The following is a 20,625-nucleotide window of genomic DNA, read 5'->3' as shown; positions in this document are numbered from 1 at the left end:
GGTTCGGCTGGCCCCACCCCCACCCCGATTCCTCCCCCGCTCCGTCCCCGCCCGCGGGAACCCTCACAGGACCGCCCCGCCCCCGCTGAGGGCAGCGTTCCTCCCGGGAAACAGATGTGATGCGACCGGGTAACACCGGCACCGCACGGTGTGGTCATGACCTCGAATACGCGTGTGGTGGTGATCGGCGCCGGACTCGCGGGCGTCCGGCTCGCCCGGCGGCTCGGTGAGCTCGGGATGCCCGCGCTGGTGGTCGGCGAGGAGGAGCACCGGCCCTACAACCGGGTACTGCTCGCCGAGGTGCTGGCCGGACGCTACGAGCCGGAGGTGATCTCGCTCCCGGCCCCGCCGGAGCTGGTCCGCGCCAAGGCCACCGGCATCGACCGCCTCGCCCGTACCGTGCGCTGCGCGGACGGCGGCGAGATCGCGTACGACACGCTGGTCCTGGCCACCGGCTCCAACCCGGTACTGCCCCCGCTGCGGGGCCTGTTCACCCCGGACCACGAACTGCCCGAGGGCGTCCACGCGTTCCGCACCATGGACGACTGCCTGGGCCTGTCGAAGGCGGTACGGCCCGGGGTGCGGGCGGTCGTCGTCGGCGGCGGGCTGCTGGGCGTCTCGGCGGCCCGCGCGCTCGCGGTGCGCGGCGCCCAGGTGGTCCTCGCCCAGCAGGCCGAGCGGGTCATGGAGCGCCAGCTCGACCCGAGCGCCTCGAAGCTGGTGCTGCGGCATCTGCTGGACCTCGGTGTCGAGGTGCACACCGAGTGCCGGGTGCGGGACGTCCGCTGCCTGGGCGGCGCGGTCCGCTCGGTGGAACTGGCCGACGGCTACGCGCTCGACGCCGACCTCGTGGTGCTGGCCTGCGGGGTGCACCCGCGCACGGGCCTGGCCGAGGAGGCCGGACTCGCCGTCCACAAGGGCGTCCTGGTCGACGACGAACTGCGCACCTCCGACCCGCACATCCACGCGGTCGGCGACTGCGCCCAGCACGACGGCACGGTCTACGGCCTCGCCGCCCCCGCCCTCGAACAGGCAGACGCATTGGCCGAGTTGCTCGCCGGTGAAATCAACACCCGCTACACCGGCACCCGTTCCCTGACCCGGCTCACCCTGACCGGACGGGACACCCTCTCCGGCCGCACGCCTTCCGGTCGCACACCGTCCGCCCCCACCCCCTTCGACTTCGACCTGGCCGCGTTCGGCGAGACCGAGCCGCGCCCCGGCGACGACGTCGTCCAGCTCACGGACGCCACCCGCGGCACCTACCGCAAGGTCGTCGTCCGCGACGACCGCCTGGTCGGCGGGGTCCTCGTCGGCGAACTCGGCACCGTCGGCGCGCTCGCCCGCGCCTGGGAGGGCGCGGAGCCGCTCCCCGCGCACGGCGCGCCCCTGCTCCACCTGCTCACCAACGATGGAGGCTCCTGATGTCCACGACCGCAACCGTCGGGGGTCCGCCCCGCCCCACGATCGTGCTCGTCGGCCACGGCATGGTCGGCCAGCGCTTCCTGGAAGCGCTCGCCGAGCGCGGCCTGACCGCCACGCACCGCGTGGTCGTGCTGTGCGAGGAGCCGCGCCCGGCGTACGACCGGGTACGGCTCACCTCGTACTTCTCGGGCAGCACCCCCGACGAACTCTCGCTCACCGACGCCGAGTTCATCGATGAGCACGGCATCGAACTGCACCTCGGCGACCCGGCCGAGACGGTCGACCGGGCCGCCCGCACCGTGACGGCCAGGTCGGGTCTGACGGTCGGCTACGACACCCTCGTACTGGCGACCGGCTCCTTCCCCTTCGTTCCGCCGGTCCCCGGCAAGGACGCCGAGGGCTGTTTCGTCTACCGCACGATCGAGGACCTGCTCGCCATCGAGGAGTACGCGAAGTCGCGGGCGAAGACCGGCGCCGTCGTGGGCGGCGGTCTGCTCGGCCTGGAGGCGGCGGGCGCCCTCAAGGGCCTCGGACTCACCAGCCACATCGTGGAGTTCGCGCCCCGGCTGATGCCGGTGCAGGTCGACGAGGGCGGCGGGGCCGCGCTCCTACGCACGATCGAGGGGATGGGCCTGGCCGTCCACACGGGTGTGGGCACGCAGGAGATCCTGGTCGGCGAGGACGGCGCGGTCACCGGTATGAAGCTCTCCGACGGCTCCGAACTCGCCGCCGATCTGGTGGTGTTCTCCGCCGGTGTCCGCCCCCGCGACCAGCTGGCCCGCGACTGCGGTCTGACGGTCGGCGAGCGCGGCGGCATCACGGTCGACGAACAGTGCCGTACGGCCACGGACCCGCGGGTGTTCGCGATCGGCGAATGCGCGCTGGCGGCGGACGGCCGGGTCTACGGACTGGTGGCGCCCGGTTACGAGCAGGCGGAGACGGCCGCGGCGACCATCGCCGAGGACGAGAGGGCGTTCACGGGCGCGGATCTGTCCACCAAGCTCAAGCTGCTGGGCGTCGACGTGGCGTCCTTCGGCGACGCCCACGGCACCACCGAGGACTGCCTGGACGTCGTCTACTCCGACTCCCGAGCGGGCCTGTACAAGAAGCTGGTCATCGGCCGGGACGGCACGCTCCTCGGCGGCATCCTGATCGGCGACGCGGAGGCGTACGGCACACTGCGCGCGTTCACCGGCTCGGTCCCGCCCGTATCGCCGGAGTCCCTGGTCCTGCCGGCGGGCGCGGGCGCCCCGGTGGCCCTCGGACCCTCCGCCCTGCCCGACTCCGCGGTCGTCTGCTCCTGCCACAACGTCACCAAGGGCACGATCCGCGGCGCGGTGACCGAGCACTCCTGCACGACGGTTCCCGAGGTCAAGAAGTGCACCAAGGCCGGTACCGGCTGCGGCAGTTGCGTCAAGGTGCTCGGCCAGCTGGTCGGCGCCGAGCTGGAGGCCGGCGGCATCGAGGTCGACAAGGGCCTGTGCGGCTGCTTCGGACAGACCCGCGAGGAGCTGTACGAGATCGTCCTGGCACTGCGGATCACCTCGTACCGGACGCTGCTCGACCGGTACGGCCGCGAGGACGCCCGGGGAGGTGACGGCTGCGAGGTCTGCAAGCCCGCCGTCGGCTCGATCATCGCCTCCCTCGCCCCGACGATCGGCGCCGACGGCTACGTCCTGGACGGCGAACAGGCCGCGCTCCAGGACACCAACGACCACTTCCTCGCCAACCTCCAGAAGAACGGCTCGTACTCGATCGTGCCGCGGATCCCCGGCGGCGAGATCACTCCCGAGAAGCTCATCGTGATCGGCGAGGTGGCACGGGACTTCGGGCTCTACACGAAGATCACCGGCGGTCAGCGGATCGACCTGTTCGGCGCCCGGGTGGAGCAGCTCCCGCTGATCTGGGCGCGGCTGGTGGACGCCGGCTTCGAGTCCGGGCACGCGTACGGCAAGTCGCTGCGGACGGTGAAGTCCTGCGTCGGGCAGACCTGGTGCCGGTACGGCGTGCAGGACTCGGTCCGGATGGCGATCGACCTGGAGCTGCGCTACCGGGGACTGCGCTCCCCTCACAAGCTGAAGTCGGCGGTGTCGGGCTGCGCCCGCGAGTGCGCGGAGGCCCAGTCGAAGGACTTCGGCATCATCGCGACCTCCAACGGCTGGAACCTCTACGTCGGCGGCAACGGCGGCGCGACCCCGCGCCACGCGGATCTGCTGGCCCAGGATCTGGGCGACGCCGAACTGGTCCGGCTCATCGACCGCTTCCTGATGTTCTACATCCGCACCGCGGACCGCCTGGAGCGCACCTCGACCTGGCTGGAGCGGATTCCCGGCGGCCTGGACCACGTGCGCGAGGTGGTCGTGGAGGACTCGCTCGGCATCTGCGAGGAGCTGGAGTCGCTGATGACCGCGCATGTCGCGAACTACCGGGACGAGTGGGCCGAGACCATCAACGACCCGGAGAAGCTGGGCCGGTTCGTGTCGTTCGTGAACGCCCCCGACACCCCGGACCCGGTCGTCGGCTTCGTCCCCGAGCGCGACCAGATCAAGCCCGACCTGCCCCTGCTGACCATCGGACTCCGCCCCCTGGAAGGAAGTGCCCAGCGATGACCCTGGCACCCGAGACGGCCCGGCCGGCGACGGCCCTCACGCTCCAACTCCTGCTGGAGGACGACTGGTTCACGGTGTGTGAGCTGTCCCTGCTGACTCCGGGACGGGGTGTCGCCGCGCTCCTCCCGGACGGCCGCCAGGTCGCGCTGTTCACCGACCGCGCGGGACGCACGTACGCCATCGACAACCGTGATCCGTTCAGCGGGGCCGCGGTGCTCTCCCGCGGGCTGACCGGCGCCCGTCAGGGCCGCCCGTTCGTGGCCTCCCCGCTGCTCAAGCAGCGCTTCGACCTGGAGTCCGGGCGGTGCCTGGACGACGAGGACGTGCGCGTGGCGACGTACGAGGTGCGCGCCGCCTGAGCCGGGCCCCGGCCATCAGCCCTTGAGCCCCTCGAAGGTGACGCCCGTCAGCCGCTCCGAGGCGGCCCAGAGCAGTTCGGCCCTGGTGTCGTCGCGGGTGCGGCGGGCCCGCCAGGAGGTCGAGGGCGAGCCGCGCCACATGGCGAAGGACGGTCCGACGAAGGTGTCGGGCCGTACGCCGGGTGCGGTGGCCGCGTACAGCGTCGGCAGGGCCCCGGCCTCGGCGCTCTGCCCGAGGACGCGGTTGCCGATCTCCATCAGCCGCTCCGCGCCCCTGCGCCCCTCCAGCCGTGGCCCGGCGGTCTGGAGGTTGGTCGAGGCGTACCCGGGGTGCGCGGCGGCCGCGACGACATCGGACCCGGATCCGGACAGCCGGCGCGCGAGCTCGTGCGTGAACAGGAGGTTGGCGCTCTTGGACCGGCCGTAGGCGATCCACTTGCGGTACGGCCCGTTCTCGCTGTTGAGGTCGCCGAGGTCGGGGTCGGCGAGCGCGTGGACCATGCTCGACACGGTGACGATCCGCGCGTCGGGGGTCTGCGCGATCACCGGGAACAGCAGTCCCGTGAGCGCGAAGTGCCCGAGGTGGTTCACGCCGAACTGCGTCTCGAACCCGTCCGCCGTCGTCCGGTGCGGCAACGCCATCACACCCGCGTTGTTGACGAGCAGGTCGAGGCGGTCACAGGAGAAGGAGTCCGCGAACTTCCTTACGGACGCGAGGTCACCGAGGTCGAGCCGGGCGAACTCCACCTCGGCGCCCGGCACTTCGGCGGCGATCCGCTCGACCGCCTCGCCGCCGCGGGCCTCGCTGCGGCAGGCGAGCACCACCCTGGCCCCGTGGCGTGCCAGTTCCCGCGCGGTGACCAGCCCCAGCCCGCTGTTGGCCCCGGTGACGACGGCGACCCGCCCCCGCTGCCCGGGTATGTCCTTCGCACTCCAGCCACCCACGACCCGCTCCTTCCGATACCTGGCCCCCAGCCTACGAGCACCGCTCCGCCGGCCGAAGGCCGACGCCGAGGACAGCCGCGCCCGCCCTGCGGTTCCCATGCCCTCAGTCGTCGGAATCGGTCAGGCAGCGGTGGCTGGAGACCACGACCGCCTCCCGGGGCGGTCCGGGGTTGTCGCCGGGGCGGGTAGCTCTGACGGGGATTGTCCAGCACGCGCCCGGAACTCCGGAGGAGTAGGACGAGGCATGGCTGCCAGCCTTCCGTGAAGGGCTGTCAGTTAGCCACCAGAACTGGAACCTCAGAGATGGGGCAGGTCAACCTCACCCAACCGTGCGGCAGACCCGTCGGTTCGTGGCTCTCCCCGGCGCTGGGCAAGTCGGAGACCGCAGGCGGTGCACGAATGTCCGTTGTTTCGCTGATCGGCACATGCTGAACTGGCTCACGTATGGACGCCGCAGAAGGGGCTGGTACATGACCGCGGTCCTCAGCACAGGGTGGGACAGCGTACGGCAGCGGGCCAGGTTGAGCGCCCAAGCGGCCGGGGCCGCCACCTCAATGGAACGGCTGACCGCGCTCGGGCGGGCGGAGCTGCTCGGGCGGCTGCGCTGGGAAGTCCTCCAGGGCGGCTCTCTGTTCCTGACCTATCCCCAACTGCTCGATGGCGCCGGCTTCGCTGCGCTCCGGCCCGCCGCACTCCTCGACGAGTTGGCGATCCGGGGGATCGGCGGTGGTGCCGTGTTGCCGATCCGGGTGAACTCCCGGAACGCAGACCTGGCCGGCCAGCTGATTGCGATGCTCTCCACTGGTTTCCTCTTTTCTTCCCTTCCGATCCCCGATGACCAGTGCCTGCGACTCCAGCGGGAGCTGGCCGTGCGCGCAGACGTCGAGTCTGCGGTCGCGGCCCTGGCCACGGAGGGGCCGATCGGTATGGCGGACCGGCTGCTGGCGGCGACCGGTGTCCTTGAGATTCCGTTACGGCGGCGCACAGTTGCCCGGTGGGGTGACTGGCTGGAAGCCGCCGAGCGCGGCCTTTTGGACGTCAGCCCCCTGGTGCCGGCCGACTACGCGACCGCGTACGCGTTGCGGCCTCCGCCGCGCCCGGAGGATGCGGCCAGTGACGAGGGCCGGGCGGTGCTCGCTGCCTGGACCAGCGGGGAGTTCGACGCGAACGGGCTACCCAGCCGAAGCCTCCTGCACGAGAGACTTGACCCCCTACAGCGCTCCGGTGACCCCGCAGCGCAAGCGGATGCTCAGATGCTGCGTGAGTCCTTCGACGAGACGTACTACAGAGCCATCGCAGCGAGCGAAGGTTGCCTGCTTGGGTTGGCTTCGCCCAGTCGCGGCATCCGGCGCCGAGAGGCAGCGGCGCTGGGGGAGCAGACACCGGTCGTGATCTATCCGACTCGCTTCGAACTGCGGCTGGGCCTGATGAGCGGTGCTCAATGGCAGCGTTACACGGATGACGCTGCCGATGCCCTCACCAGTTGGTGGCATCGGCGCGACCTTGCTGCTTTGCAGGAGGTGGGCGACCTGCTCGCGGAGCGTACGAAAGAGCCGCCGGCCGCTGACGTGGGCGAGGTGTCGGTGACCCGACTCCAGCGGTTCGCACAGAGCCGGCGTGGGGTCACTGCTCAGATGGTTGCGGGCGGTGGATTGAGCCTGGCGACTGGCCTGCTTGGCGAGGGGACGCCTGGAGTGTTCGCGGCCGGCGCGGGCGGAGCGCTCGCGCCGGTTGTCGTTGCGGCCGTAGCAGCAGGTGTGACCCACTTGGGCGATTTCCGAGGGCGGTATGACGTGATAGAGCTTCCAGGAGTGCTGCGAGGAGGGCCTGATGGACACTGAGGCGCCACGTACGCACACCCACAAGGCCTACACCGATGCTGACGGCGGGCGATGGTGCGAGGTCTACCTGGACACCTATCGCCTGCCCTCCGGCGCGGAGACCGTCCGGCACCGCATCCGTGTTGGCGGTGGCCGTACAGGAGTCGTGGTGCTGGCACGACGAGGCGATGACATTCTGCTGGTCCGCCAGTGGCGGCCGACGGTCGCTCGGTGGGCCTGGGAACTGCCACGCGGATTCGGCGAGACCGATCCTGTCTCGGACGCGCTGCGAGAACTGGTCGAGGAGGCGGGACTGGTGGGCTCCGCAGCGGTTGCAGTGGCGTACCTGGACATCGACTCTGGCATGTTGGAGAACGAGGTTGCCGTCGTCGAGGTCTCGGTTCAGGGCGATGCCCCGCTGCGCCCCGGCACGGTTGACGACGGCGAGATCGCCGCCGCGCGCTGGTGGAGTCCACACGAAATCGCAAAGGCGATCCGTGCGGGAGAGCTACGGGATGGCTTCACCCTTGCCGCGCTTGGGGCAGTCGGCGCAGCCCGCGGCTAGGCGAGGTGCTGCTCAGCAGGCGTGGGTTCCCCCAGGCGTCGCCCGACAGGACCAGGATGAAGAAATCCCGAAGGTTGCAGGGGGTAACCCGGTGCTTCCCCCTGTGAGGGCCTTGCGGGGCAGGGGTGGGGCAAGATGCCGGCAACAATGCGTGTGTGCTGGTCAGGATGTGCCACGCGCGCGGTCTGTAAATCTACCGGCTCGCGACTCGGCTCTGCCGCGCGGGCGACGCCCATCGCGAATCTGGGCCGTCTGTGGGCCGTCCGACGGGGACCAGCAACAGCCATCAATGACCAACAGCGACCCCAAACCGCCAGCTCACCGGCGAGGCGCGAGATGACGCCGCACCTCGCCAGACGGGGCATTCAATACCAGCGCAACAAGCGGGATTCGAAGCCTTGTGCCGCCACACTCCCTTTGTTGTGCGGCCTGGCGATCGGAGCGCTGCCTCGAGCTGGAACCCCGTCTCGACTTGTGCGGACGACCGTGAACGGAACCGAACCGCGCCCGGCAGGGCACAACGGCTTCGCGTGGCTTCAACGGCAGTCAACGCCAGCGAACGCCGTTCTGCCTGGTCAGCCGCGTACCTTGACAGTCTCCGCAGAGCACGCCCGAAAGGGCGACACCCCCGCACAGGGTGTCGCCCCTTCTCGTGGGCCGGGGCCGCCGCCCATCGGTGTTGAGGGTCGGGGACAGGCGGCGGCTCCGGGGTCTTTTCGCCCCGTGGGCTAGCGGTGGTCGCTGCCCTTCGAGGTGGAGGCCGCGCGGCCCGCTTCCAGTCGGGCGACCGGGATGCGGAACGGGGAGCAGGAGACGTAGTCGAGTCCCACCTCGTGGAAGAAGTGGACCGACTCGGGGTCGCCGCCGTGCTCGCCGCAGACGCCGAGCTTGAGGTCGGGGCGCGTCTCGCGGCCGGCCTTGACGGCGGACTTCACCAACGCGCCGACACCGTCCCTGTCGATCGTCTCGAAGGGGCTGACGCCGAAGATGCCCTTCTCCAGGTACGCCGTGAAGAAGGATGCCTCCACGTCGTCGCGGCTGAAGCCCCACACCGTCTGGGTCAGGTCGTTGGTGCCGAAGGAGAAGAACTCCGCGGCCTCGGCGATCTGGCCGGCCGTCAGCGCGGCGCGCGGCAGCTCGATCATCGTGCCGATCGCCAGCTTCAGCCGCACGCCGGTGGCCGCCTCGACCTCGGCGATGACCTGGTCGGCCTCCTCGCGGACGATCTCCAGCTCCTGGACCGTGCCGACGAGCGGGATCATGATCTCCGCGCGCGGGTCGCCCTTGGCGTTCTTGCGCTCGGCGGCCGCCTCCGCGATGGCCCGTACCTGCATGGTGAACAGGCCGGGGATGACCAGGCCGAGGCGCACACCGCGCAGGCCCAGCATCGGGTTCGCCTCGTGCAGGCGGTGCACCGCCTGGAGCAGGCGCAGGTCGTTCTCGTTGGCGTCCTTGCGGGACTCGGCGAGCGCGACACGCACCGACAGCTCGGTGATGTCCGGCAGGAACTCGTGCAGCGGCGGGTCCAGGAGACGGACCGTGACCGGGAGGCCGTCCATCGCCGAGAACAGGTCCACGAAGTCCTGCTTCTGGAGCGGCAGGAGCGCCTTCAGCGACTCCTCGCGCTCGGTGTCCGTGTCCGCGAGGATCAGCCGCTCCACGAGCCCGCGGCGGTCGCCGAGGAACATGTGCTCGGTACGGCACAGGCCGATGCCCTGCGCGCCGAAGCGGCGAGCCCGCAGCGCGTCCTCGGCGTTGTCGGCGTTGGCGCGTACGCGCAGGCTGCGCTTGCGGTCGGCGAAGGCCATGATCCGGTGAACGGCCTCGACCAGTTCGTCGGCGTCGTCGGCGCCCGCGTGCATCCGGCCCTCGAAGTACTCGACGACCGGGGACGGGACAACCGGGACCTCGCCCAGGTAGACCTTGCCGCTGGAGCCGTCGATCGAGATGAGGTCACCCTCCTCGACGACGTGCCCGCCGGACACGGTCATCCGGCGGCGCTTGGTGTCGACCTCCAGCTCCTCCGCGCCGCACACGCACGTCTTGCCCATGCCGCGCGCGACGACGGCCGCGTGGGAGGTCTTGCCGCCGCGCGAGGTGAGGATGCCCTCGGCCGCGATCATGCCGTCGAGGTCGTCGGGGTTGGTCTCCCGGCGGACCAGGATGACCTTCTCGCCTGAACGGGACCACTTGACCGCGGTGTACGAGTCGAAGACCGCCTTGCCGACCGCGGCGCCCGGCGACGCGGCGATGCCCCGGCCGATCGGGGCGACCTTCGCCTCGTCGTCGAAGCGCGGGAACATCAGCTGCGCGAGCTGCGCGCCCGTCACCCGCTGGAGCGCCTCGGCCTCGTCGATCAGGCCCTGGTCCACCAGCTGCGTGGCGATGCGGAAGGCCGCGCCCGCCGTGCGCTTGCCGACGCGGGTCTGGAGCATCCACAGCTGTCCGCGCTCGATGGTGAACTCGATGTCGCAGAGATCCTTGTAGTGGTTCTCCAGGGTCTCCATGATCTGCATGAGCTGGTCGTACGACTTCTTGTCGATCGACTCCAGCTCGGCGAGCGGGACCGTGTTGCGGATGCCCGCGACGACGTCCTCGCCCTGGGCGTTCTGGAGGTAGTCGCCGTAGACGCCCTGGTGGCCGGAGGCGGGGTCGCGGGTGAAGGCGACGCCGGTGCCGGAGTCGGGGCCGAGGTTGCCGAAGACCATGGAACAGATGTTGACGGCCGTGCCGAGGTCGCCGGGGATGCGCTCCTGGCGGCGGTAGAGCTTGGCGCGATCGGTGTTCCAGGACTCGAAGACCGCCTTGATGGCGAGGTCCATCTGCTCGCGCGGGTCCTGCGGGAAGTCCCGGCCGGCCTCGGTCTTGACGATCTTCTTGAACTTGGTGACGAGCTTCTTGAGGTCGGCCGCCTCCAGGTCCGTGTCGACGGTGACCTTCTTGAGGTCCTTCGCCGCGTCCAGCGCCTCTTCGAAGAGTTCGCCGTCCACACCGAGGACCGTCTTGCCGAACATCTGGATGAGACGGCGGTACGAGTCCCACGCGAAGCGGTCGTCGCCGGCCTGCCGGGACAGGCCCAGGACGGACTTGTCGGAGAGTCCGATGTTCAGGACGGTGTCCATCATGCCGGGCATGGAGAACTTGGCGCCGGAACGGACGGAGACGAGCAGGGGGTCGTCGGCCTGGCCGAGCTTCTTGCCCACCTTGGCCTCGAGGGCGTCGAGGTGCGCACTCACCTCGTCACGCAGTGCCACCGGCTCCTCGCCACTGTCGAGGTACGTCTTGCACGCCTCGGTGGTGATGGTGAAGCCGGGCGGGACGGGAAGGCCCAGGTTGGTCATTTCGGCGAGGTTGGCACCCTTGCCCCCGAGCAGGTCCTTGAGGTCCCTGTTGCCCTCGGTAAAGTCATAAACGAACTTCGCTCCACCAACGCCGCTTTCGGCTACGTGGGGATCTTTGTTTTCCGACACGAGTCTCGACTCCTCGACGTCGCGGTGGCTGCCCTGACGACGGGGAACATACCCAGATCGAAGGCGTCTGGGTACGTCCACTTGCGCGTCATGCGCCTGTAACCACTCGTCCGCCACCAGATCCAAAGTCAAGGCTTGGCAAGTCATCAGGGGCCGATGTTTTCACTTCTTGAACGAATGAACCCCCACAGGCCACTCTACACGCTCACATGAGCACGCTTCAGCACGTCTGAGTTTAATCGATGAACGATCAGACAGTGGCACTGAGTGCCACCCCTTAGGGAAGTGCAGTCGCTCAAGATCCGCTCATCTGAGCGTGACCCCTATCAAGGGTGGCGAGAATCACGCGATCCGGAGGAGCCAGATTTCAGGATGCGGACCAGGATCCGGGCACGACACACGGAGATACGGGCACGACACACGGACGGCTCACCCGGACGGCTCACACGGACGGCTCACACGCCGAGCGCGGCCAACCGCTCCTCGACCCGCTCAGGCGCGTACAGGTACTCCACGACCAGCGCCCCCGCGCCCACGAGCCCGGCCCGCTCGCCGAGCCGGGCGGTCACCACGTCCAGATGAGCGGTGGAGCGGGGCAGCGCCCGCTGGTACAGCAGCTCCCGGACGCCCGTGACGAAGGGGGTTCCGGCCAGATCCCCGGCGATCATCAGCACGCCGGGGTTGAGCAGGGTCACCACGGTGGCCAGGACGTCCCCGACCTGCCGGCCCGCCTCCCGCGCGAGCGCCGTCGCCTCGGGATGCCCGGCCGCCAGCAGCTCCCGCACGTCCGAGCCGGACGCGGCCCGGACGCCGGACTCCGCGAGCCTGCGCGCCACCGCGCCACCACTGGCGACGGCGGCGAGACAGCCGTACGAGCCGCACCGGCACAGCGCGTCGGCGCCCACCCGGATGTGCCCGATGTCGCCGGCGCCGCCGTCGACGCCCCGGTAGACGGTGCCGCCGACGACCATGCCGGCGCCGATACCGGTGGAGACCTTGACCAGCGCGAACGCCGAGCAGTCGGGAAAGCCGGCGCGCTGCTCCCCGTAGGCCATGAGGTTGGCGTCGTTGTCGACGAGCACGGGGACGCGGACGGCACCCGCGCCGGTGTGTTCGGCGAAGGCCCGGCCCAGCCGCCCTCGTATGTCGTAGCCGTCCCAGCCCGGCATGATCGGCGGCTGGACCACCCGGCCGGTCTCGCTGTCGACAGGGCCGGGCACCGCCAGCCCGATGCCGCAGACGGCGTCGGCGGGCCGGCCCGACTTGCCGACCAGCTCGGCGAACCAGCGCCCGAGCTCGCCGAGGACCGCCTCGGGACCGTCGTCGATCACCAGGGGGCCCGCGTGCTCGGCGAGGATCTCGCCGGTCAGGGTGAGGACGGCGGCCCGGCCGTGCCGGGTGTCGAGGTCCCCGGCGAGGACGACGGCGTGCTCGTCGTCGAACTCCAGGGTGATGGAGGGGCGCCCGCCGAGCGGCGAGTCGACGGGACCGCCCGCTCCCTCGCGGAGCCAGCCCGCGCGGAACAGCCGGTCCAGGCGCTGGCCGACCGTGGCCCGCGACAGACCGGTGGCCCGCTGGAGCGCGCCGCGCGTGTTGGCCCGTCCGCTGCGCACCAGTTCGAGCAGGTCTCCGGCACTTGCCTGGTTCCCGGTCTTCACGGTCCTCCCCGCCTTGTTCGTCATGCGCACCCTCTTGCGTTCCCCAACTCTGCATTACATATTGAGTTTTGCGTGTTAAATAGACGTAACCCTACGGCAGATGATGCCGAACCGGCCGGCCGGACGTCTTCGGGGAGACCTGAGTGGACAGCACAACCCAGCTCACCGCCCTGCACAAGGGACCCATGAACCCCGTGCGCGCCCACGGCACACCCGCGCACGCCTCCGGCCCGCCCTCCCCGTCCGGTGCGGACGGCGTCGTCCGGAGCGGACCATCCGTATACGGTCCCGGCGGGCCGTCGGGGTCGCTGCACCTCAGGGCCTGCCGGGTGCTGGACGGCAACTGGACCGGAACCTCCACGGTGCCCTCGCGCGGGCTGTATCCGCATCAGTGGTCCTGGGACTCCGCGTTCATCGCGATCGGCCTGCGCCATCTGTCCCCGCTGCGGGCGCAGACGGAGCTGGAGACGCTGTTCCGCGCGCAGTGGGCCGACGGGCGTGTCCCGCACATCGTGTTCAACCCCTCCGTCCCGCTCGACGCGTACTTCCCGAGCCCCGACTTCTGGCGCTCCTCGACCGCCGGGCGCGCGGCGGGCGCCCCGCGCACGGTACAGACGTCGGGCATCGTGCAGCCACCGGTGCACGCGCTCGCCGTGTGGCTGGTGCACCGGGCGGACCCGGGGCTGTCCAGGGCCCGTTCGTTCCTCTCCCGGATGTATCCCCGCCTCGCGGCCTGGCACCGCTATCTTCTGCACCGCCGGGACCTCGGCGGCGGGGGGCTGGCGGGCGTGGTCCACCCCTGGGAACAGGGAATGGACAACAGCCCCTGCTGGGACGCGCCGCTGAGCCGAGTCACCCCGGCGCCGGCCCGCTCCTTCCGGCGCGCCGACCTCGACCACGGCGCCGCCGAGGACCGGCCGACGGACCTCGACTACGGGCGGTACGTCCGGCTGGCAGCCGACTACCGGGACCGGGGATACGCGGACGGCGGCGGCGAGTTCGCCGTCGAGGACCCCGGGTTCAACGCCCTGCTGATCGCCTCCGAACACGCGCTGGCCGAGATCGCGCGAGAACTGGGCGCGACGGGGACGGCCAGGCACGCGCGCGCGGAACGGCTGACGGCGGCGCTGGTGGAGCGGCTGTGGGACCCGGCGGAGGGCATGTTCTTCTGCCGCGACGAGCGGAGCGACGGAGCCGGCGGGAGCGGTGGGAGCAGTGGGCGTGGTGCGTTGATCCGCGAGCGCAGTGTCGCCGGGCTCCTCCCCCTCATCCTCCCCGCGCTGCCGCGCGACATCGCCGCCACGCTCGTACGGACCGCGGGCGGGCCGCACTTCGGTCTCGGCGGGGCGACGCGGCTGGCGCCCAGTTACGACCTGACCGGCGAGGCGTTCGATCCGCACCGCTACTGGCGCGGGCCGGCCTGGTTCAACACCAACTGGCTGCTGGAGCGCGGGCTGCGGCTGCACGGGGAGCACGGACGGGCGGACGCGCTGCGGGCCGCCCTGCTGGACACCGCCGGGGAATCCGGGTTCGCCGAGTACGTGGACCCGTTCACCGGCGAGGCCTGCGGAGCAATCGGTTTCAGCTGGACGGCGGCGCTGGCGCTCGACCTGCTGCACGAGCCCTCCGGGGCGGAATCGGTCGTGTCCCCCTGGGGGCGCGCCGCGTTGACCGACACGGCACCCGGCATCGGCGCCGACGGTGCCGGTGCGGGCGCCGGTGACTGCCGCGCCGACGGTGCGGCACAGCGCGTATTCGAGTTCGGTACGGAAGCCAAGGGAGGGGACCGGGGATGACGGACCGGCATCATCTGCTCGTGCACGGTGGAACGTTCGCCGCCGTGGGCGACGGCGGGGACATCAGCGGAGTGCGGGGCAGCGGCTCTCCGGACGGATTATTCGTACGGGACGCCCGGCATCTCAGCCGCTGGCAGCTGACGGTGGACGGCGCGGTGCCCGAGGCGCTCACGCCGGTCGCGGACGGTGACACGGCACGCTGCGTGCTGGTGCCGCGCGGCGGCCGCAACGAGCCGCCCGCCTACACACTCTTCCGCGAACAGGCGGTCTCCGAGGGCGCGTTCGTGGAGGCGCTGCGCGTCACCAGCAACCGTCCGACGCCCACCACGGTCCGGATCGCGGTCACCGCGGACGCCGACTTCACGGACCAGTTCGAACTGCGCTCCGACCACCGCACGTACGCCAAGACGGGCGTCGTACGCCAACGCCAAGTCCTCGACGACGGTATCGAGTTCAGCTACCGGCGCGGGGAGTGGCAGTCCCGTACGACGGTCACCTCCGAGCCCGCGCCGGACGGGGTGGAGGAGACGGGCACCGGCGCGCGCCGCCTCGTCTGGACCCTCGGCCTCGAACCGCACGGCTCGGCGGAGCTGGCGCTGCGCGTCGCGGCCCGTCCGCACGGCGCCGCCCACGAACCGAGCGTGCCCGCCTCGCCCGCCGCCGCCAACGAGCAAGTCCTCGCTCTGGAGGACGAGTTCGCACAGGGAGTGCCGTTCCCGACCGGCTGGCCCGAGCTGGCCGCGGCCTGCGCGCGAGGCCTGTCCGATCTCGCCGTGCTCCAGGTGCCGGCGACGGGCCCGGACGGAGAGGAGCTACGGGTTCCCGCGGCCGGAGTGCCCTGGTTCCTCACCCTGCTGGGCCGCGACGCGCTGCTCACCTCGCTCTTCGCACTGCCCTACCGGCCCCAGCTCGCCGCCGCCACCCTGCCCGCGCTTGCCGCCACCCAGGCTGTCGAGGTGGGAGCGGGTGCGGTCGCCCAGCCCGGCAAGATCGTGCACGAGGTGCGGCACGGCGAGCTGGCGCACTTCGGGCAGGTGCCGTACGGGCGCTACTACGGCTCGGTGGACGCGACGCCGCTGTTCCTGGTGCTGCTCGGCGCCTACACCGAGCAGACCGGCGACGTGGCGCTGGCCCGCCGGCTCGAGTCCAACGCCCGTGCGGCGGTGGGCTGGATGCTGGACCACGGCGGGCTGACCTCACGCGGCTATCTCGTCTACCGCGCGGACGGCGGCGGCCTCGCGAACCAGAACTGGAAGGATTCCCCGGGCGCCATCTGTTCGGCCGACGGCAGCCGCCCCACCGGCCCGGTGATGGCGGCGGGCGCGCAGGGATACGCGTACGACGCGCTGCGCCGCACCGCCCAACTGGCCAGGACCGTCTGGTTCGACGAGGTCTACGCGGCGCTCCTGGAACAGGCCGCCGCGGACCTGCGCGACCGGTTCCAGCGGGACTTCTGGATGAGCGAACACGCCTTCCCCGCACTGGCGTTGGACGGCGACGGCCGCCATGTCGACGCGCTCGCCTCGGACGCGGGTCATCTGCTGTGGTCCGGCCTGCTGGACAAGGAGTACGGCGAGCTGGTCGGCCGCCGGCTCCTCGAACCGGACTTCTTCTCCGGCTGGGGTGTGCGCACGCTCGCCTCCGGCCAGCCCGCGTACCACCCGCTGTCGTATCACCGCGGTTCGGTCTGGCCCCACGACAACGCCCTGATCACCCTGGGGCTGGCGCGGTACGGACTGCACGACGAGGCCCGTACGGTGGCGCACGCGCTGGTGGACGCGGCCACGGCCGCCGGCCACCGCCTCCCCGAGGTCATCGCGGGCTACGACCGTGACACCCACGCCCAGCCGGTGCCGTATCCCCACGCCTGTGTGCGGGAGTCCCGTTCGGCGGCGGCACCACTGGCCCTGCTCGCGGCGGTGGGAGGCGCCTGAGGCCCCGGACGGCGGGCGGCCCGCGGCTCGCGACGGCTGAGCGGCTCAACCACTCAGCCGCCCAGCCGGTCAGCAGCCCAGCCGATCAGTCGGTCAGCCGATCAGTCGGTCAGTCGGTCAGTCGGTCAGTCGGTCAGCAGCTTCAGCCACCTCAACCGTCTCAACCGCCGGAGGTGTCCAGTTCGGCGTCCTCGGAGAGGCCCGCGCAGTCGTAGGGGTCCTTCAGCCAGCCGTCCGGCAGGACGACCCGGTTGTTGCCCGAGGTGCGGCCGCGGGGTCCGTCGGCGCCCGTCGGCCACGGCTGGTCGAGGTCCAGCTCGGCCAGTCCGTCGGAGAGTTCGGCGAGCGAGGACGTGATCGCGAGGCGCTTGCGCATCTCGGAGCCGACCGAGAAGCCCTTGAGGTACCAGGCGACGTGCTTGCGGAAGTCGATGACGCCGCGTGCCTCGTCGCCGATCCACTCGCCGAGGAGCGTGGCGTGGCGGACCATGACGGCGGCGACCTCGCGCAGCGTCGGCCGCGCGTAGTCGCCGGGGCGGCCCTCGAAGGCGGCCACCAGGTCGCCGAACAGCCACGGCCGGCCGAGGCAGCCGCGCCCGACGACGACTCCGTCGCACCCGGTCTCGCGCATCATCCGCAGCGCGTCGTCCGCCGACCAGATGTCACCGTTGCCGAGGACGGGGATCTCCGGCACGTGCTCCTTCAGCCGGGCGATGGCGTCCCAGTCGGCGGTGCCGCCGTAGTGCTGGGCCGCCGTCCGGCCGTGCAGCGCGATGGCGGTCACCCCCTCCTCGACCGCGATGCGCCCCGCGTCGAGGAAGGTGATGTGGTCGTCGTCGATGCCCTTGCGCATCTTCATGGTGACGGGCAGGTCCCCGGCGCCGCTGACGGCCTCACGCAGGATCGCGCGCAGCAGGTTGCGCTTGTAGGGGAGGGCGGAGCCACCGCCCTTGCGGGTGACCTTGGGGACCGGGCAGCCGAAGTTGAGGTCGATGTGGTCGGCGAGGTCCTCTTCCGCGATCATGCGGACGGCCTTGCCGACGGTCGCGGGGTCGACTCCGTAGAGCTGGATCGAGCGCGGCTTCTCGGTCGCGTCGAAGTGGATCAGCTGCATGGTCTTCTCGTTGCGCTCGACCAGCGCCCGCGTGGTGATCATCTCGCTGACGAACAGGCCCTTGCCGCCGCTGAACTCGCGGCACAGCGTGCGGAACGGCGCGTTCGTGATCCCGGCCATGGGGGCCAGGACGACGGGCGGCTGCGCCGTGTGGGGACCGATCGAGAGCGCGGAGTTCACCGTGGACGTGGGCGTGGGCATTCCCCCATTGTGGCGTACGGCGCCGGGTGCTCGCGCGGAAGATCATGTAGCGGTCATTAGTTAGACACACTATCGACAACGACGTACGCTGAGGGAATGCCTGAGCTCAGCCACCGTCACCGGATGCTGGTGCTCGCGATCTGCTGCATGAGTCTGCTGATCGTGAGCCTGGACGTCACGGTTCTGAACGTCGCCCTGCCCTCGATGCAGCGGGAGCTGCACGCGAGCGTCGCCGGCATGCAGTGGACCATCGACGCGTACACGCTGGTGCTGGCCTCCCTTCTGATGCTCGCGGGCTCCACCGCCGACCGCATCGGCCGGCGCAAGGTGTTCATGGCGGGCCTCGTCCTGTTCACCATCGGCTCGGTGCTCTGCTCCCTCGCCCCCAACCTCGACACCCTGATCGTCTTCCGGATGGTCCAGGCCGTCGGCGGCTCGATGCTCAACCCGGTCGCGATGTCGATCATCACCAACACCTTCACGGACCCGCGCGAGCGGGCCCGGGCGATCGGCGTCTGGGGCGCCGTGGTCGGCATCTCGATGGCCGCCGGACCGATGGTGGGCGGACTGCTCGTCGACTCCGTGGGCTGGCGGTCGATCTTCTGGATCAACCTTCCCGTCGGTCTCGCCGCGCTCGTGCTGACCCTGCGGTTCGTGCCCGAGTCCCGCGCCCCGAAGGCCCGCCGCCCCGACCCGGTCGGCCAGCTCCTCATCATCGCCCTGCTCGGCTCCCTCACGTACGCGATCATCGAGGCGCCCACCGCAGGGATCGCCCACACCCTGTCCTTCGGCGCCATCGCCCTCGCCGCGCTGACCGGCCTGCTGTGGTACGAGCCCCGGCGCGACGAACCCCTCGTCGACCTGCGCTTCTTCCGCTCGGTGCCGTTCAGCGGGGCCACCGTCATCGCGGTGAGCGCGTTCGCCGCGCTGAGCGGCTTCCTGTTCCTGTCGACGCTGTACCTCCAGAACGTCCGCGGTCTGAACGCCCTGCACGCGGGCCTGTGGATGCTGCCCATGGCGGTCCTGTGCTTCGTCTGCGCGCCGGTGTCGGGACGCCTGGTCGGCAGCCGCGGTCCCCGGCCGTCCCTGCTGATCGCCGGTGTCGCGATGACCGTGAGCGGTGTGCTGTTCGCGGCGTTCGACGCGGAGACGTCGAACGTCACGCTCGTCGTCGGCTACATCTTCTTCGGCATCGGCTTCGGTTTCGTGAACGCGCCCATCACCAACACCGCCGTCTCCGGCATGCCCCGCTCCCAGGCGGGCGTCGCCGCAGCCATCGCCTCGACCAGCCGGCAGATCGGCGGCACCCTCGGGGTCGCCGTCATCGGCGCGGCCCTCGCCTCCGGCATCCAGGCCTCCGCCTACCGGGAGACCTACGTCGCGGCCTCCCGCCCCGGCTGGTGGATCATCACCGTCTGCGGTGTCGCCGTCCTCGTGCTCGGCCTGCTCAGCAGCGGGCGCCGGGCCCGCGCTTCGGCCGAACGCACGGCCCGCCTGCTGGAGTCCCCGGAGATCCGGGACGCGGCGGGCGTACGGACCCAGGATCCCTCCGCCGCCTGACGGGGCCGGCGTCGCCGGGCCGGTGTCGCGGACCGGCGGGGCGCGGGGGCCGGCGTCGCGGGCCCGCCCCCGGGCCGGGTCAAGCCACCCCGGACCGGGTCAGGCCACCCCCGCCACCTCGGCCCGGGACGCTCCGCCCCGGGCCTCCGCCTCCAGCGCGATCGCGTGCAGCCTCTCCAGCCGTTCGCGGCTCTCCTCGTCCTGGGGCGGGTACGTCACCATGCGGGCACCCAGGTCGGGGGCGAGCCACAGGTCGGTGTGATCGACGGTGACCAGGCCGACGTACGGGTTCAGGAACTTCTTGGTCTTGCCGCGGGTGGCGGCCACCTCGTACCGGTCCCAGTTCTCGCGGAACTCGGCCGACTCGGCCCGCAGCCGCTTCAGCAGGGTCTTCCAGGCGGGCTCCCCCAGGTGCCCGGCCATCGACGCGCGCAGCTTCGCGGCCATCAGCCGCGTGGTCTCGTCGAGCAGGACGATCGACGCGCGCCACTCCGCGTCGGTGTACGCGAGGAGCACGCAGTTGCGGTCGGCGGGCGGGACCGAGTCGAGGTCGCGCATCATCAGCCGCGCGTAGGTGCGGTTGTAGGCGAGGATGTCGTACCGGCTGTTCTGGATGCAGGCCGGGACCGGCTCCAGCTGCGTCAGGAGCCGGCGCAGCGCCGGGGTGATCACCGGGCACTGTGCGGCGGGGGTGGGGTCGACCGCTCCGGCGAGCTGGAAGAGGTGGGCGCGCTCGCTGGCGTCCAGCAGGAGCGTGCGGGCCAGTGCGTCGAGGACCTGTTCGGACACCTGGATGTCGCGCGCCTGCTCCAGCCAGGTGTACCAGGTGACCCCCACGGCGGAGAGCTGGGCGACCTCCTCGCGGCGCAGACCCGGCGTACGGCGTCGGCGGCCACGCGGCAGCTGGACCTGCTCGGGCGCGATGCGTTCGCGCCGGCTGCGCAGGAAGGTGGCCAGCTCGTGCCGCCGGATCTCCCCGGCCCGGGACGCCACGCCGGCGACCGGACCCGCCCCGTCACCGGCCGGTCGCGACGGCCCGGTACCGGTGGTCGTCTCGTGTGCCATCGTCGTCATGTCTCCAGCCTGCCGCTCGGCGCAGCCTGTTGCCAGGTAGTGCTTGTACCAGGATAAGGAGACTCTGGTACCCGTCTGAGTCCAGGTGAAGTCTT

The 20,625-nt window shown here is 71.2% G+C and carries 13 protein-coding genes; 8 read left to right on the top strand and 5 right to left on the bottom strand.

Going from position 1 to position 20,625, the window contains the following annotated elements; all coding sequences use genetic code 11:
- Positions 1 to 156: 156 nt before the first annotated feature.
- The 3 genes from ABZV42_RS16430 to nirD are packed head-to-tail and all read left to right on the top strand — an operon-like array spanning position 157 to position 4,393.
- On the top strand, positions 157 to 1,425 hold the full coding sequence (locus ABZV42_RS16430) for an FAD-dependent oxidoreductase (protein WP_355976368.1): 1,269 nt from the start codon (positions 157 to 159) through the stop codon (positions 1,423 to 1,425).
- Complete coding sequence (gene nirB, locus ABZV42_RS16425; RefSeq protein ID WP_355976370.1) at positions 1,425 to 4,034, top strand: nitrite reductase large subunit NirB; 2,610 nt, start codon at positions 1,425 to 1,427, stop codon at positions 4,032 to 4,034. Before ABZV42_RS16430 ends, nirB begins: the two co-directional genes overlap by 1 nt.
- Positions 4,031 to 4,393, top strand: coding sequence for a nitrite reductase small subunit NirD (nirD, locus tag ABZV42_RS16420; protein WP_356052313.1), 363 nt, complete (start codon positions 4,031 to 4,033; stop codon positions 4,391 to 4,393). Before nirB ends, nirD begins: the two co-directional genes overlap by 4 nt.
- 15 nt (positions 4,394 to 4,408) lie before the next feature.
- Here the strand turns inward: nirD and ABZV42_RS16415 are convergent, their stop codons facing one another.
- Positions 4,409 to 5,338: an oxidoreductase gene (locus tag ABZV42_RS16415; RefSeq protein ID WP_356052311.1), complete on the bottom strand. Its 930-nt coding sequence runs from the start codon at positions 5,336 to 5,338 to the stop codon at positions 4,409 to 4,411.
- Positions 5,339 to 5,808: 470 nt separating this feature from the next.
- On the opposite strand from ABZV42_RS16415, the gene ABZV42_RS16410 reads away from it, so the two are divergent.
- Together ABZV42_RS16410 and ABZV42_RS16405 are read left to right on the top strand one after the other, a co-directional pair.
- Entirely contained in the window at positions 5,809 to 7,179 is a 1,371-nt protein-coding gene (locus tag ABZV42_RS16410) for a hypothetical protein (RefSeq protein WP_356052310.1), read from the top strand.
- Positions 7,169 to 7,723, top strand: a complete 555-nt coding sequence (locus tag ABZV42_RS16405; RefSeq protein WP_355976379.1) for an NUDIX hydrolase — start codon at positions 7,169 to 7,171, stop codon at positions 7,721 to 7,723. Before ABZV42_RS16410 ends, ABZV42_RS16405 begins: the two co-directional genes overlap by 11 nt.
- A gap of 728 nt (positions 7,724 to 8,451) precedes the next feature.
- Here ABZV42_RS16405 and ppdK read toward each other — a convergent pair.
- On the bottom strand, positions 8,452 to 11,193 hold the full coding sequence (gene ppdK / locus ABZV42_RS16400) for a pyruvate, phosphate dikinase (RefSeq protein WP_355976381.1): 2,742 nt from the start codon (positions 11,191 to 11,193) through the stop codon (positions 8,452 to 8,454).
- A gap of 455 nt (positions 11,194 to 11,648) precedes the next feature.
- Positions 11,649 to 12,875, bottom strand: coding sequence for an ROK family protein (locus ABZV42_RS16395; protein ID WP_355976383.1), 1,227 nt, complete (start codon positions 12,873 to 12,875; stop codon positions 11,649 to 11,651).
- A 161-nt stretch (positions 12,876 to 13,036) separates the two neighbouring features.
- Here ABZV42_RS16395 and ABZV42_RS16390 point away from each other — a divergent pair, with 161 nt between their 5' ends.
- The gene (locus ABZV42_RS16390) at positions 13,037 to 14,647 is read left to right on the top strand and encodes a hypothetical protein (RefSeq protein ID WP_355976755.1); all 1,611 of its coding nucleotides are present in this window, start codon (positions 13,037 to 13,039) and stop codon (positions 14,645 to 14,647) included.
- Positions 14,644 to 16,581: a glycogen debranching N-terminal domain-containing protein gene (locus ABZV42_RS16385; RefSeq protein ID WP_355976385.1), complete on the top strand. Its 1,938-nt coding sequence runs from the start codon at positions 14,644 to 14,646 to the stop codon at positions 16,579 to 16,581. The genes ABZV42_RS16390 and ABZV42_RS16385 overlap by 4 nt, the downstream gene beginning before the upstream one ends.
- Before the next feature lie 160 nt (positions 16,582 to 16,741).
- On the opposite strand, the gene dusB is transcribed toward ABZV42_RS16385, so the two are convergent.
- On the bottom strand, positions 16,742 to 17,896 hold the full coding sequence (gene dusB, locus ABZV42_RS16380) for a tRNA dihydrouridine synthase DusB (RefSeq protein WP_355976387.1): 1,155 nt from the start codon (positions 17,894 to 17,896) through the stop codon (positions 16,742 to 16,744).
- Between the two features lie 96 nt (positions 17,897 to 17,992).
- Between dusB and ABZV42_RS16375 the strand changes: the two genes are divergently transcribed.
- Complete coding sequence (locus ABZV42_RS16375; RefSeq protein WP_355976389.1) at positions 17,993 to 19,456, top strand: MFS transporter; 1,464 nt, start codon at positions 17,993 to 17,995, stop codon at positions 19,454 to 19,456.
- A 99-nt stretch (positions 19,457 to 19,555) separates the two neighbouring features.
- On the opposite strand, the gene ABZV42_RS16370 is transcribed toward ABZV42_RS16375, so the two are convergent.
- Entirely contained in the window at positions 19,556 to 20,530 is a 975-nt protein-coding gene (locus ABZV42_RS16370; protein ID WP_355976391.1) for a helix-turn-helix transcriptional regulator, read from the bottom strand.
- Between the last annotated feature and the right edge of the window lie 95 nt (positions 20,531 to 20,625).

This window comes from Streptomyces sp. NPDC005281 (assembly GCF_040607495.1).
In the GTDB taxonomy this organism is placed as follows: Bacteria; Actinomycetota; Actinomycetes; order Streptomycetales; family Streptomycetaceae; genus Streptomyces.
Note: the sequence above shows the minus strand (reverse complement) of the source record. Positions and strands in the feature narration are given on the sequence as shown.

Excerpts from the sequence above, each read along its gene's own strand:
- ABZV42_RS16430 (WP_355976368.1), top strand. The coding sequence starts at position 157 with ATGACCTCGAATACGCGTGTGGTGGTGATCGGCGCCGGACTCGCGGGC.
- nirB (WP_355976370.1), top strand. The coding sequence starts at position 1,425 with ATGTCCACGACCGCAACCGTCGGGGGTCCGCCCCGCCCCACGATCGTG.
- nirD (WP_356052313.1), top strand. The coding sequence starts at position 4,031 with ATGACCCTGGCACCCGAGACGGCCCGGCCGGCGACGGCCCTCACGCTC.
- ABZV42_RS16410 (WP_356052310.1), top strand. The coding sequence starts at position 5,809 with ATGACCGCGGTCCTCAGCACAGGGTGGGACAGCGTACGGCAGCGGGCC.
- ABZV42_RS16405 (WP_355976379.1), top strand. The coding sequence starts at position 7,169 with ATGGACACTGAGGCGCCACGTACGCACACCCACAAGGCCTACACCGAT.
- ABZV42_RS16395 (WP_355976383.1), bottom strand. The coding sequence starts at position 12,875 with ATGACGAACAAGGCGGGGAGGACCGTGAAGACCGGGAACCAGGCAAGT.
- ABZV42_RS16390 (WP_355976755.1), top strand. The coding sequence starts at position 13,037 with ATGAACCCCGTGCGCGCCCACGGCACACCCGCGCACGCCTCCGGCCCG.
- ABZV42_RS16385 (WP_355976385.1), top strand. The coding sequence starts at position 14,644 with ATGACGGACCGGCATCATCTGCTCGTGCACGGTGGAACGTTCGCCGCC.
- dusB (WP_355976387.1), bottom strand. The coding sequence starts at position 17,896 with ATGCCCACGCCCACGTCCACGGTGAACTCCGCGCTCTCGATCGGTCCC.
- ABZV42_RS16375 (WP_355976389.1), top strand. The coding sequence starts at position 17,993 with ATGCCTGAGCTCAGCCACCGTCACCGGATGCTGGTGCTCGCGATCTGC.
- ABZV42_RS16370 (WP_355976391.1), bottom strand. The coding sequence starts at position 20,530 with ATGACGACGATGGCACACGAGACGACCACCGGTACCGGGCCGTCGCGA.